Raw genomic sequence first — 13,539 nt, 5'->3', positions numbered from 1 at the left:
ATTTCAAATGTTTTAACAGCAATTGAAATGGGTACTAAAGATGAGGGTCTATTTTTAAAAAGGGGGACTTCCGATGGGAAGTATTTGTATCGATGTTAATTTCAAGTCCTATCTGCAGGAGCATAAACAAGAATTCGAAAAAGTACTGCGAGAAGAAGCGAGCAATGTCCGGGATAGTCTCAACCATATACTAGAGGTCGGGAATATTGATTTAATTAATAATGCCCATCTGCTCTCCTTCTATGTAATTGATGGTAAGGAACAAGAGCTCCGAATGTTTGCCAAGCAGGAGGGGATTGCTTGGGCCACTCATTCCATCCCGCTATCCTTTAAGCTGGAATGGGTGCAGGCCATCCGAAGAACGCTCTGGTACTTTGTCGAACGCTATTCCAAGTCGAATGAAATGTGTGAATTCTTCGAGGCTGAAAAGCAGATCAATAACGGCATCGATCAGTTTTTGAATGCGTTCTTCATCAATTATTCGATGTATAAAGACGAACTGATTTTAGCGCAGCGGCAACTTGTGGAGGCGTTGTCGGTTCCGATTATACCGATTACACCGAGCATCTGTATCCTGCCCCTTATTGGGACGGTCGACTCGTTCCGGACTGACATCTTGGAAGAGAAGGTGCTAGCGGAGATCGGACGGCTCCATATCCAAACATTAATTATCGATTTATCAGGAATTGTCGATATGGAAGATTATGTGATCGACCATTTGATGCGGATTATTTCAGGAACTTCTCTCATGGGATGCCGCACCGTCATCACCGGTTTGCGAGGCGACCTCGTGCGAAGGATTGTGGGGATGGGTGTGACATTCGATGAACATACGAAGACATTGGGCACCTTACAGCAAGCGCTCAAACAATATTTGAATTTATAATGAAAAGAACTCACTCCGTCTCAGACGAAGTGGGTTCTTTTGTTTTGTATTTATCGACCATATCCCGCCATGCAAAATAACCTTCTTCCACAGCGCGGACCAAGAGTTCAGCAGTTGCCAAATTGGTCGCAAGTGGAATCCCATACACATCACAAAGCCGCAACAACGCACTCACATCTGGTTCATGAGGCTGGGCGGTCAATGGGTCGCGGAAAAATAGGATTAAATCCAATTCGCCGGTTGCCACCATTGCACCGATTTGTTGGTCGCCCCCGAGAGGACCTGACTGGAGCCGATGGACGGGGAGATTCGTTTCAGCGATGATCCTTTTTCCCGTCGTTCCTGTCGCGTACAACGTATGTTGCGAAAAAATGTGTTCATAGGCAATGACAAAATTGACCATCTCATCTTTTTTCTGATCATGGGCGATTAAAGCAATCTCCACTTTCATCCCTCCGAATGAGTACTCCCTCGCGCGATGTTAGGAATGAAACAATAGCAATTTACCTGCAGGAGACGCCAAACGATGTGTGACCTCTGTCAAATTTTTCTCCTCCAGCATGGCGCTCCCCTTTTCCTTTGCTTCCTCATCGGTCGCTGCTGTGAATGTTTCTTCTGTGATAAGCTTCCCTGTTTGCTCATAAGCCGTTAGTTTATAGGTTCTCACAATACTCACCCCTTTAATCATGTGCCTTCATTATACTATTAAAACTGGAAAGTGAATAGCGATTCATGGGAGGAAATCGAAAATTCATTTATTTTGACATAGTCATTATAAAGCAATCGATTTTATTAGGAATGCGAAAGACCTCTGTTAAAGGGATCTTGCTATTTCATATTGAGTGATTATTGCCCTGACAGAATTGCCGGACCCTGACAGTTTATGCTGGAGCCATGACAGTTCGGGAGATTGTCCTTACAGTTTGAGGAATTACCTTGACAGAATTGCCGGGCCCTGACAGTTTCTACCGGAGCCATGACAGTTCGGGGGATTGTCCTTACAGTTTGAGGAATTGCCCAGACAGAATTGCCGGGCCCTGACAGTTTATGCCGGAGCCCTGACAGTTCGGGGGATTGTCCTTACAGTTTAGGAAATTGGCCTGACAGTTGCAGCGGCGTCTTTACAGTTCCATAAATTGTCGGACAAACAGTTTTCCAAAGCACTAGATCTTGGAAAATTAAAAGTAAAGCAAGCTTGACATTCGCTGTAAAAGTAAAGTATCCTTTACGTAAAGGAACCTTTACGTGTTGAGGGGGGAAGATCAAACTGAATAATTTAATTAAAGATAAACGGATGGAGAAAGGGTGGACGCAAGACGAGCTTGCCGAAAAGTTGAACGTTTCCAGGCAGACGATCATTTCATTGGAAAAAGGGAGATATAACCCATCATTGACGCTCGCATTCAAGATTGCCAAAGTGTTTCAGAGTTCAATAGAAGATATTTTTATTCCGGGGGAGGGGTAAGGATGAACGAAAGTTTTGACATTTGGTCGTTCATGGCAGGCTTGCCACTAGGTTTGTTGATCGCTTCCATTGTCATGTTCATCAGCTGGAGAAAAGGGAAGAAGGAACGGCGGTTCGACGAGAGGTATACGCGAATTCACGAACAGGCACGGTCCTTTTCGTGGCGAGTGACGACTGTGACCATTCTCATTGTTTGGGGAATTATTATCGCTGTCGAGGGGCCGCGGCTTGCATTTTTCTTGATGAGCGGGCTTTGGGTCGTTCATATGTTGTCTTATGCGATCGGAGCGGCACTTGCCGGCCGAAAGAATTAATTATTTGAAACTTCAACTATTCAGGCCCGTATAGAGTAATAGGCTGTTAGAGAAAGGAGCAACACGATGACATTACAACTCCAAAACGTAACGAAGCGGTTTGGCAATTTCACTGCTGTCCATAATTTGAATTTATCGGTGGAACAAGGGACGATGTATGGCTTTCTGGGGGCAAATGGGGCAGGGAAAACAACGACATTCCGGATGATCCTCGGTTTATTGAATCCGAATGAGGGCAAGATCACTTGGAATGGAGGGCGGATCAGCTATGCAACGAGCGCGGAAATTGGCTATCTTCCCGAGGAGCGCGGGTTATATCCGAAGATGAAGGTGGAAGATCAGCTGCTATTCTTGGCCCAATTGCGCGGCATGTCCAAAACGGCAGCAAAAGCCGAGATGAAAAAATGGCTGGACCGGATGGAAATTAACCATTATGCCAAAAAACGGGTGGAAGAGCTGTCCAAAGGGAACCAGCAGAAGATTCAGGTAATCGCTTCGCTCATCCATCAACCGAAATTATTGATACTGGATGAACCGTTTTCAGGTCTTGACCCGGTAAATGTCGAGATGTTGAAAAGTGCCATCCTCGATTTCCGCAATCAAGGTGCGACCATTTTGTTTTCGAGTCACCGGATGGATCATGTCGAAGAGCTTTGCGAACAATTGAGCATTATTCACCATGGCAATCAAATCGTCAGTGGTACATTGCGCGATGTGAAACGTTCCTTCGGCAAACAGAATGTCCGCATTAAATCAGACTTTGACTTATCCGCCCTGGATGCTGTCCCCGGCGTGACATCCGTCCACAAGTCGATTGAAGGGGCCGTCTACCAAGTAGAATCAGAGGCGATCGCCGAGAAGCTATTGACAGCCGCCATGCAATCGGGACCAATCCGGCATTTCGCCATCGAGGAACCATCATTACAAGATATTTTCATCGAAAAGGTGGGGAACGAGCATGCGTGAATTTTGGATCATTTTCAAGCAAGCATTTGTTACGAAAGCGAAGACCAAGTCCTTCATCATCACGACGGCCATCATGATTGCTGCCATCTTCCTGCTGGCGAACTTGTCAAAAATCATCGATACGGTCCAGGATATCACTGGCGAAGATTCGCAGAATACTCTCCAAGTGATTGATACAAGCGGCATACTCGTGGAGCCATTGCAATTGCAATTAAGCGAAAACGACACGGGGGTTACAGTGGAACCGTCCACTGAGACGGAAGAAACACTCCAGGCGAAAGTGAAGGCCGGTGAGTTGGATTCATTCTTGGTGCTTTCCTTGGATGATTCGAACACCATCCAAGCGAAATATACAACGATGAGTGCACTTGATTTTAGTCTGCCACGGACGATGCAAGATGCGTTGCAGTCCATTCAGACGCAAATGAAAGCGGAAGACTTGTCGCTGACAGGCGAACAAGTCCAAATGTTGTTTGCCCCAATCCAATTCGAGCAGCAAAATATTTCACCGTCCGCCAAGTCGGAAGAAGAGATCGATCAAGCGCGGATGCTTGTCTATGTCTTAATGTTTGTCATTTATTTCGCTGTCATCCTGTATTCCAGTATGATTGCGACGGAAGTGGCGACGGAGAAATCTTCCCGTGTCATGGAGATCCTCATATCCAGTGTATCTCCCGTCAAGCATATGTTTGCTAAAGTGCTCGGTATCGGGTCGCTCGGACTTCTCCAAATCGTTTTCTATGGGGTGGCCGGTTTTGTTGCGATGAAAACGTCTGCGACGGGCGAACCGGGAGGGCTTTCGGGAATCTTCAGTCTATCAGGAATCGATACAGGCACACTCATCTATGCGATTGTGTTCTTCATTTTAGGCTATTTCTTGTACGCCACGCTGGCAGCTCTTCTCGGCTCATTGGTCAGCCGGACGGAAGATGTCCAACAAGTCATCACGCCGATGACGATGCTGATTGTGGCGGCTTTCATCATTGCGGCAACAGGTCTGGGCAATCCGGAAATGACCTATTTGAAATATGTTTCGTTCTTCCCGTTTTTTGCACCGCTCGTCATGTTTTTACGGGTCGGCATGCTAGAACTACCGTTATGGGAACCCCTTTTGTCAATCGCGATCATGCTCATCACGATTTTCTTCCTAGGCTGGTTTGGGGCGCGCGTGTATCGGGGCGGGGTCCTCATGTACGGCCCATCCCGCTCCTTGAAGGATATACGGAAAGCAATCCAGCTGGGGAAAGAATAGGGGAAGGGGGCTGTCCGGAAAACCGGGCAGCTTTTTTTCAGTGAAGAATGGGGGTCCTCCGGAGTTATGATCGCATCTCGTGAACTATGAGCGTTCCTCCGGAGTTATGATCGCTTCCCCTGGAGTTATGATCACTTGATCTGGGCTATTGTGTAAATCCATACGCCAACCCCTCAAAAATATGGTAGAATTAAGAACAGATATTCGTCACCGGAGGAGGGGTTGGATTGCCAGACATTCGTTTTATTCATACGGCCGATCTTCACTTGGATAGTCCTTTTAAAGGGCTTGCCGGCTTATCGGCGGAACATCTACAGACCGTGCGCGAGTCCACGTTTTCCGCGTATCAGAATCTCGTGAAGCATGCGGTTGAGACGAAACCCGATTTCCTCCTGATTGTCGGGGATGTGTACGATGGAGAGGATCGAAGTTTACGGGCGCAGGTGAAATTCCAAGAAGGTCTGTCGAAATTGGAGGCGGCGGGCATTCCGGTGTTCATTTGTCATGGTAATCATGACCATTTGGACGGGAAGTGGACACGGTTCGAGTTGCCGTCGAATGTGTATGTGTTCGATGAAGAAGTGTCAGCAGTCCCTCTAAGAATCAAAGGCCAGGATATTATCATCCATGGGTTCAGCTATAAGGAGCGGCATGTCCGGGAACCGGTGATCAATCGGTACCCAGTCGCAGAGAATCGAGATGCACTCCATATCGGGATGCTTCATGGAAGCGTGGCCGGAGATGAAACGCATGCGGTGTACGCTCCATTCACCAAAGAAGCATTGTTGTCGAAGCAATATGATTATTGGGCACTGGGCCATATCCATCTTCGGCAGCAATTACATCATCACCCGCCAATCGTCTACCCAGGGAATTTGCAAGGCCGGCATCGCAAAGAGTCCGGTCTGAAAGGGTTTTACGAAGTGACACTTTCCAAGGCGGAGTCCACTATCACCTTTGTACCCGCTTCTGCTCTCGTCTTCGATCGTCTGGAAGTGTCCTGTGCAGGAATGCGCCATGCGAATGAATGGTTTGCGGCTTGTCAGGAAGCGATCGAAACCTTTCAAGCGAAATTTGGCCCCTGCTTGTTGGAATTAAAGATGATCGATCTCGATGCGGATAGCATGAGTCTATTCCAGGAGGATTCCGAAGAAGCATGGCTGGACGCATTACGTGAAATGCTGGAGGACAGCGAAATATTCGTATGGGTGCAGCAGCTGACGTTCGAATGGAAAAAGGAGCAACCACTCCACAACCGCAATCTTGTCCAATCGGTGCAAGACATGATGGACAGGTGGACGGAAGAAGAGTGGAAGCTGTTATTGAAAGATGTATATCAACATCGAGGCAGTAGATACCTAGATGTCCTTACACCCGAGAACATTCAGGACATCAAGGCGGGCGCCGGATCCTTGTTGGGGAAAGAAATGACGGAAGCGGATTGAGGTGGAGAGATGAGAATTGAGAAATTGGTCATCTATGGATTTGGAAAACATGAAAATGTCACCATCGACTTCGGTTCCAGCATGAATGTGCTTTATGGGTTGAATGAAGCCGGGAAAACGACGATCCAACAATTCATCCTGCATATCCTGTTTGGATTTCCTCCGAAAAATAGCTCGTTGCTGCGGTATGAACCAAAATCCGGAAGTACATACGGTGGCCAAGTACAGTTACAGGATGAGTTGTATGGAAACTGTACGGTTGAACGGATCCGTGGGAAGTCGGCAGGCGACGTCACCGTTCGTTTCGGGGACGGTACGGCTGGTGGGGAGGAAAAGTTGAAGGAACTTCTTCGCCACTACGACCGTTCTTCCTTTGAATCCATTTTTTCCTTCTCGCTATTACAATTGCAAGGATTTGAAAAGATGGATGAGGACGAATTGAGCCGCACACTCCTTGCCTCCGGGACGACCGGAGTGGATGTCCTCTTGCAGGTGGAGAAGAAGCTGGATAAGGAAATGGGCGATTTATTCAAAAAGGCAGGAAAGCTTCCCGAAATGAATGTCAAAATTGAAGAGCTGCGAAACTTGGAGAGTGAATTGAAAGCCGAGCGGGAGCGGGCGGCGAGTTATGCACCTTCCATGGAGCGACTCCAAGAGATTGACAGGTTATTAGTTGAATGGAGACAGCAAGATCGACTCTTACAAGAAGAGGAAGAGCAATTAGCGCTCGTCCGGCAACTTCAACCGCTTGTGGAGAAAAAACAAGCTCTTGAATTGCAGCTGTCTGCAAAGTCAGGTCTCCATTTTCCAGTGGACGGCGTGAGACGGTACGAGATGGCAGCAGGAAAGTTGGCTGAATCCAAAGCGGTCACCCAACGGCTCGAAGAGGAATTGGCCCACATCGAGTCCCAGATGTCCCGGAAAATGGATGCCGGGACATTACCTCATCTGGAACGACTCTTGGCTCAGGAGTCTGAATGGCATGGTTGGCAGGCGGCTCTTGGGGCGCTAATCGAGGAAAACCGTCAGCTGGAAGGAGCCAAGAGGCGATTGCTCGACCGTTTAGGGATCGACGAGGTCGGAGAACAGATCCTATTGCAGGCAGACGTATCGTTGCAAAGAGAAGATGAAATGGCGGACTGGCTCCGGCAACTTGATGACTATGATAAACGGATAAATGCAGTTCACCATAGCCTCGAACAATTAAACAGAGAATGGCATGATCTACAAAACGAACTGCATAGACATGAGCAACAGGCGCCTTCCGTGAACGACTTGGAAATGGCTGCACAATGGCCGGCTATCCGACAGCGCTTGGCAGAAGCGAGAGCCTACCTTTCAATGGGAACAGGACAAGGCAAATCAAATGAAAAACTCGCCTTCTCCGCTTTGCTCGCCATTGCGGTACTGTGCGTCGTGTACGGTTTTATGCAGTCACAATGGATAATAATCGGAATCGGCATTCTCGTAGGCGGGATGGGAGCTTTCTTTTATTTACAAAATGGGGCCTCATCGGATGTTGAAAAGACGAAGGAAATGGAAAACCTAGTTGCTGCATATGATGGTCAGGAACGCCATTTTGAGGAGTTGGAAGAGAAAGTCCGCTCCTTCCACCGCCAAAAGGAAGCGTTGCAAGAAGCGCTTGAAAAGTTGGAACAGAAGCTTCAAGCGCTGGAAGCCGAGATGGCCGAATTGCAATCACGGAAACACCAAGTTTCCGAAGGATTGGCCAAATTCCTTCGGGCTTATGGCATTAGCGGAATGCCGAGCTTGGCGATCATTCCGGAATTATTCCGCATGAGCCGGGAATTCCAGGAAGTTGCCCGGCAGTTTGAGGAAAATGAAAATCATATGATGATGTTGAATCGGAAAATTTCCGGGCGCATCGAAGAAGCTGAAATTCTCATCCGAAAGCCGATGCAGCCAGAACGTTTATACGATCTGCTTAGAAGCGAGTATATACGCATAAAAAGAGAGGCGGATCAATGGACGGCCATGGTGGAGTCAGCAGATGAGCAGAAAGCAAAGCTACAGGATTATAGGAATTTGGTCAAAACGTATGAAAATCAAATTGAATTGTTATTTTCCGAAGCAGAGGCTACAACGGAAGAACAATTTTACAAAGCTCATGACACTTACCAAGAAACGATCCTCCTGAATAGGCAGCTTGAAGATGTTCTTGCTCAAATTGCGGTATATGGTGAAATGAAAATGCCAGAAATGATTTCCGATGCGTTATGGGAAGAACAAATCGCTTCGATTGAATCAAAACGAATTGCCATAACAGAAGAGCGTGATCGTTTAGTCGATGAAAAGGCGGCGCTCCTCCACAAAACCGAACAGCTTCTGACGGACGATACGTTGGCACAGACACATCAACTGTTTGAAATCAAACGGTCAGAGCTCGCTGTCCTGGCAAAGAAATGGTCCGAACGGAAAGCAGTGACGGAAGCGATCCGGCGGACGATGAGTGAGTTGAAGGAGAAGAAACTTCCTGCGGTATTGCGCATAGCGGACGGTCTATTTCAGCAATTTACGAATGATAATTACAAATCGCTGCATGTGACAGAAACGGGCCATTTTCAAGCAGTGGCAACAGATGGGACCCATTATCCGATAGTGGAATTGAGCCAAGCAACCAAAGAGCAGGCTTACATCGCCCTGCGATTTGCTTTGGCAGACTCCATGCAGGATAGCGCGCCATTTCCACTCATCTTAGATGATCCATTTGTCCACTTTGACGTCGACCGACAATCAAGTATGATTACAGTATTGGAAGAAATGCAAAAGAAGCATCAGATCATTTACTTCACCTGCCAAGCAGAAATGATGGATAAATGGCAAGATGCGACTAATTTAAACGTTTCCGAATTAGGAAGCGTGAAGGGGGCAGTCGTCTTTTGAAAAAAATTATGGAACATAAAGTGGGCGAAACGGTGGACATGTATTTGCTCATTAAACAAGCGACCCGCGGAATTACTCAGCAGGGAAGCCCGTTCATGACACTGATTTTACAAGATAAAAGCGGGGATATCGAAGCAAAACTATGGGATACGACTGATCAGCATGCAGCGACTTATACAGCTGCATCCATTGTGAAAGTCGGTGGAGAAATCCACGAATATCGCGGAAAAAACCAATTGCGTATCAAGAGCATCCGACCGACGAAAGAAGATGAGGGCGTCTCGATATCGGACCTCGTCCCTTCTGCTTCGAAAACAAAAGAAGTGCTGTTCGAGGAATTGCTACAATACTTTTTTGAAATGAAAAATCCGCATATCCAACGGATTACCCGTCATTTATTGAAAAAACATCAGAGCGAGTTCATGACCTATCCGGCAGCGACTAAAAATCATCATGATTATGTATCCGGTCTTTTAGATCATGTCGTCTCCATGTTAAAGCTCGGCAAGGCGATTGCCGATCTGTATCCTTCGATTAATAAGGACTTATTATATGCCGGCATCATCCTTCATGACGTGGGGAAAGTGGTGGAGCTTTCCGGACCGGTGGGCACTCAATATACGATTGAAGGCAATTTGTTAGGCCATATCACGATTATGGTGAATGAAATCGCGAAGGCCGCGGATGAACTGGAGATTGATGGGGAAGAAGTGATGCTCCTGCAACATATGGTGCTCAGTCATCATGGAAAAGAGGAATGGGGAAGTCCGAAGCGCCCGATGCTCAAGGAAGCGGAAATCCTCCATTATATTGACAATATCGATGCAAAAATGAACATGCTAGACCGTGCGCTAGGAAAAACGGAACCAGGCGAGTTTTCCGAACGAATCTTTCCACTTGATAATCGATCGTTCTATAAGCCGACATTTGAATAACATCCGAATAAAAAAACTGTCCTCAGACCATTTACAGAATTGATGTGACTCCTAAAAGTTAGAGTTTTAGATTACGCAGCTAGTTGGCTGGTGTGAAGACGGTATTGAACCGGACTCATGCCAGCCAATTTCTGTTTGATCCGTTTGTTGTTGTAGTATTGAATATAAGCCTCAATAGCCCTTTTTAATTCCTCATATGTCCGCAGCGGTTCACCATAATACATCTCCTGCTTCAGTAATCCAAAGAAATTTTCCATGGGGGCGTTGTCCAGACAATTCCCCTTCCGTGACATGCTCTGGAACACTTTGTGTTCTTTTAAGGTCGCAACCCATTTTCCGTGCTGGTAGTGCCAGCCCTGATCCGAGTGGATCGTAGTCCGGTATTTTGCATTCTTTACGATTTCTAGGGCTTCCTCTAAGGGTTTCATCACAAAGTCAAGCGTCGGACGCATACTGATGCCGTACGAGAGAATCTCCCCATTATACATATCCATCATTGGACTAAGATAGAGTTTTAGACCATCTGAGCACTTGAATTCTGTAATATCCGTGGTTAGTTTCTGACATGGGATCGTAGTATTAAACCGGCGGTTAATCCGGTTTTTCACCACTGTACCGATGGTTCCCTTATACGAACTATAACGACGTGATTTCCGGGTGAACTTATTGCCTTTCAATCCTAGCTTTCGCATAATGCGCTGCACCTTTTTGTGATTCACTACGAGTCCACGATTCTTCAATTCTAGTTGAATTCTGCGATACCCATAATTTTCCTTGTGTTCATCAAATATGGATTGAATCGTTTCTTCCAATCCTTGGTTCGGATTTTCCTGTTTTATTTGTTTTACATGATAGTGGTAGGACGACTCAGGAATGCCGACAATCTGAAGTACATCCTTCAGTCGAAATTCTGCTTTGAGCTCGAATGATAGCGCCGCTTGTGCTTTTCTAGATAGCCGTCCGGATCCATCTGAAAAGCTCGCAACTTTTTTAGGTATTCTACCTCCAAGCGGAGGAGTTCATTTTCCCGTTCTAATTTCTGTTCACGCGTCATTTCATCCTGTTGTATTGGCTTCTGGTTCTTCTTGACGTTTTTCGCTTTATCAGACATGGCCGGCCGTCCTTTCGGGTTGTCCAGGGCTTCCGCACCGCCTTTAAGGAATTTCTTCTTCCAATCCCTGATCAGCGAAGGATTCGTCAATCCGAAGTGAAGTGCCGTCTCTGCCAGCGAAGCGCCTGTCCTTTTCATAAAGCTTAATACATCCAGCTTGAATTGAACAGAGTAAACCGCATCCCTTTTCTTACGAATTAATCCCTCCATACCGAACTTCTTGTATGCGTTTACCCAATCAATGATCTGTCTCTTCGACTTTACACCATGTTTTTCCGCCAATCTCTTATACCCAATTGTTCCTCCGAGATATTCACGCACCACCATCGCCTTAAAATCATCTGCATATTTAACCATAATAAAACACCCCGAAAGTTAGATTTCGACTCTAACTTTCGGGGTGCACATCAAATGGGAGGACAGTTTTTTCTACATTATTATTTCTCTTTTGGTGTTTCCTCTTTTGACTCTTCTTTTGTCTCTTCTTTTTTGTCGTTCTCTTCTTGGATGAACATATCGAGAGCCGATTTCAAATCTTGATCTTCCACTTTAACGTCTGCTTCTTTCATCAAATTAGAGATTTTTTCCATGGCTGCGCTTTGATCGGCTTTTTCAAGCTTCATCTCTTTACGGAGCTCTTCTTTCTCTTCCTTGGAATACTCTTTGGCATCCTCGGCTTTTCTCTTTTCTGTCACTTCGATAATATGGTAGCCATGTTCAGTTTGAACAGGATCGCTTAGCTTGTTCAATTCAAGGCCATATGCAGCATCCCAGAATTCCGGAACCATTTTACCGTAACCAAACCAACCTAGATCACCGCCGGATTCTTTAGCTGCTGGCTCTGTTGAAAATTCTTTCGCAGTTGCTGCAAAGTCAGCCCCTTCTTCAACTTTCTTTTTCACTTTAAGGGCCGTTTCTTCATCATCTACCAAGATATGCTTCGCTTTCAGTTCAGTATTCATCATTTCAATCCGTTGGTCGAGTTCTTCATCCGTTACTTCAACGCCTTCCGAAAGGGCAGCTTCTTGAAGAAGATTCAGTTTAATGATTTTTTTCACGCTTGCTTCGGTTTGGCCTTGTTGAGCCAAATAGGCTTCAAAGTTATCTCCAAGTTGTTCTTTCATTTTGTCAATTTCGGATTTAACTTGTTCGTCGGAGACATCATATTTTGCGTCAAGCACTTTTTCAATGACTAACAGTTGCAATGTTTCCTGTCCCGCCACGTCTTTCATTTCCTGATAAAGCTCTTCCTTCGTTACATTGCCTGCTTTTGACTTGACGATGATCTCGTCATCACTCGCTTTATTTCCGCTACAAGCCGATAAGGCCAAGACGGAAGCCGCCATCGAAAGAGCAATTACTTTTTTTCTCATATCAAATTCTCTCCTAACTTTTATCTAAATTCAGCGAGACACGTTCTTCTTTAAGTGTCGGGATGAATGTTAGTATATACCAAATTCAGCAGGTGTTCAATCGCCCGCTACATTAATAATCCGGCCGCAATTACGCGAAATGTAATTGATTGGGAACAGTAGACACTATACCATAAAAACGCTTTGAAAACAAAAAGGTTCCACCGGATGAACTGCCTAAAACAGAGTGAACGGTGTGCATAGGATACAAAGAGAGAGGGGGTGCTCCTATGAGCGGATATAACCATGGGTCTTCGGGCTTCGCGTTGATTGTCGTGTTGTTCATCCTTCTGATCATTGTTGGTGCAGCCTACTTGTATTGATCCAACAAGCTACTATGCCTTCAGGTAAGGCAGCAGTTGAATCATAGCACTAGGTCCCTGCTGAATGCGGTGCGGACTGAATGATCGAGTCGGAATGAAAAAGTCCATTCCCTGGAAATGGGAATGGACTTTTCCAATTTGTCATGCTTTAAAAAAAACCTCAACATAAAAGGACAAGATCAATATTGTCACCAAGACGTTGACAGTTTTGAAAATTTTAGGCTGTTTCTCTTCAGGGATTTCCCGAGACTCACAAAGAGCATACGTCATTTTATTTATTTGAAACAGATAAAATAATGAAAACATCACGGTAGCTATTAGGATCAAACCCATACCTCCTCTTCCATCTACAAGACAATCCTGATGGATCACAAGATAATGATATCAAAATAACTGGATAACATCAAAGAGCAATGTTTTGCTGTGCCGAAAGCGAAGCGGCAGGTACAATGTTTTGCTGTGCCGAAAGCGAAGCGGCAGGTACAAAGTTCTCACTGTGCCGAATGCGTAGCAGCAGGTAATTGAA

15 protein-coding genes are annotated in these 13,539 nt (G+C 45.9%); 9 read left to right on the top strand and 6 right to left on the bottom strand.

Features of this window, described 5'->3' with window-relative positions; all coding sequences use genetic code 11:
* Positions 1 to 73 precede the first annotated feature (73 nt).
* Positions 74 to 886 carry an STAS domain-containing protein gene (locus AB1K83_RS16505; RefSeq protein ID WP_413059317.1) on the top strand — a complete coding sequence of 271 codons (813 nt, stop codon included), beginning with the start codon at positions 74 to 76 and terminating at the stop codon, positions 884 to 886.
* Positions 887 to 896: 10 nt separating this feature from the next.
* On the opposite strand, the gene mgsA is transcribed toward AB1K83_RS16505, so the two are convergent.
* Complete coding sequence (gene mgsA / locus AB1K83_RS16500) at positions 897 to 1,337, bottom strand: methylglyoxal synthase (protein WP_413059316.1); 441 nt, start codon at positions 1,335 to 1,337, stop codon at positions 897 to 899.
* A 30-nt stretch (positions 1,338 to 1,367) separates the two neighbouring features.
* Entirely contained in the window at positions 1,368 to 1,553 is a 186-nt protein-coding gene (locus tag AB1K83_RS16495) for a YhzD family protein (RefSeq protein ID WP_413059315.1), read from the bottom strand.
* A 600-nt stretch (positions 1,554 to 2,153) separates the two neighbouring features.
* Between AB1K83_RS16495 and AB1K83_RS16490 the strand changes: the two genes are divergently transcribed.
* From AB1K83_RS16490 to yhaM, 7 genes are all read left to right on the top strand, one after another.
* Positions 2,154 to 2,351, top strand: coding sequence for a helix-turn-helix transcriptional regulator (locus tag AB1K83_RS16490; protein WP_413059345.1), 198 nt, complete (start codon positions 2,154 to 2,156; stop codon positions 2,349 to 2,351).
* Between the two features lie 2 nt (positions 2,352 to 2,353).
* Complete coding sequence (locus tag AB1K83_RS16485; protein ID WP_413059314.1) at positions 2,354 to 2,665, top strand: hypothetical protein; 312 nt, start codon at positions 2,354 to 2,356, stop codon at positions 2,663 to 2,665.
* Positions 2,666 to 2,731: 66 nt separating this feature from the next.
* On the top strand, positions 2,732 to 3,631 hold the full coding sequence (locus AB1K83_RS16480) for an ABC transporter ATP-binding protein (RefSeq protein ID WP_413059313.1): 900 nt from the start codon (positions 2,732 to 2,734) through the stop codon (positions 3,629 to 3,631).
* A complete protein-coding gene (locus AB1K83_RS16475; RefSeq protein WP_413059312.1) occupies positions 3,624 to 4,883 on the top strand; it encodes an ABC transporter permease in 1,260 nt (419 codons plus the stop codon). The genes AB1K83_RS16480 and AB1K83_RS16475 overlap by 8 nt, the downstream gene beginning before the upstream one ends.
* A gap of 227 nt (positions 4,884 to 5,110) precedes the next feature.
* A complete protein-coding gene (locus AB1K83_RS16470; protein WP_413059311.1) occupies positions 5,111 to 6,328 on the top strand; it encodes a metallophosphoesterase family protein in 1,218 nt (405 codons plus the stop codon).
* Positions 6,329 to 6,337: 9 nt separating this feature from the next.
* Positions 6,338 to 9,232 carry an AAA family ATPase gene (locus tag AB1K83_RS16465; protein WP_413059310.1) on the top strand — a complete coding sequence of 965 codons (2,895 nt, stop codon included), beginning with the start codon at positions 6,338 to 6,340 and terminating at the stop codon, positions 9,230 to 9,232.
* A gap of 8 nt (positions 9,233 to 9,240) precedes the next feature.
* Positions 9,241 to 10,167: a 3'-5' exoribonuclease YhaM gene (yhaM, locus tag AB1K83_RS16460; protein ID WP_413059344.1), complete on the top strand. Its 927-nt coding sequence runs from the start codon at positions 9,241 to 9,243 to the stop codon at positions 10,165 to 10,167.
* 71 nt (positions 10,168 to 10,238) lie between these two features.
* Here the strand turns inward: yhaM and AB1K83_RS16455 are convergent, their stop codons facing one another.
* The 3 genes from AB1K83_RS16455 to AB1K83_RS16445 all read right to left on the bottom strand — a co-directional run bounded on the left by AB1K83_RS16455 (position 10,239) and on the right by AB1K83_RS16445 (position 12,651).
* The gene (locus AB1K83_RS16455; protein WP_413059343.1) at positions 10,239 to 11,165 is read right to left on the bottom strand and encodes an IS3 family transposase; all 927 of its coding nucleotides are present in this window, start codon (positions 11,163 to 11,165) and stop codon (positions 10,239 to 10,241) included.
* Complete coding sequence (locus AB1K83_RS16450; RefSeq protein WP_413059309.1) at positions 11,066 to 11,635, bottom strand: helix-turn-helix domain-containing protein; 570 nt, start codon at positions 11,633 to 11,635, stop codon at positions 11,066 to 11,068. Before AB1K83_RS16450 ends, AB1K83_RS16455 begins: the two co-directional genes overlap by 100 nt.
* An 80-nt stretch (positions 11,636 to 11,715) precedes the next feature.
* Complete coding sequence (locus AB1K83_RS16445) at positions 11,716 to 12,651, bottom strand: peptidylprolyl isomerase (RefSeq protein WP_413059308.1); 936 nt, start codon at positions 12,649 to 12,651, stop codon at positions 11,716 to 11,718.
* A 269-nt stretch (positions 12,652 to 12,920) separates the two neighbouring features.
* Between AB1K83_RS16445 and AB1K83_RS16440 the strand changes: the two genes are divergently transcribed.
* Positions 12,921 to 13,013 carry a YjcZ family sporulation protein gene (locus tag AB1K83_RS16440; protein WP_413059307.1) on the top strand — a complete coding sequence of 31 codons (93 nt, stop codon included), beginning with the start codon at positions 12,921 to 12,923 and terminating at the stop codon, positions 13,011 to 13,013.
* Between the two features lie 141 nt (positions 13,014 to 13,154).
* Here the strand turns inward: AB1K83_RS16440 and AB1K83_RS16435 are convergent, their stop codons facing one another.
* On the bottom strand, positions 13,155 to 13,346 hold the full coding sequence (locus tag AB1K83_RS16435; RefSeq protein WP_413059306.1) for a hypothetical protein: 192 nt from the start codon (positions 13,344 to 13,346) through the stop codon (positions 13,155 to 13,157).
* Positions 13,347 to 13,539 lie beyond the last annotated feature (193 nt).

Origin of the sequence: Sporosarcina sp. 179-K 3D1 HS, from assembly GCF_047228905.1 — a bacterium.
Taxonomy (GTDB): Bacteria; Bacillota; Bacilli; order Bacillales_A; family Planococcaceae; genus Sporosarcina.
The sequence above is the reverse complement of the archived record's forward strand: the minus strand, read 5'-3'. Positions and strand labels throughout refer to the sequence as shown.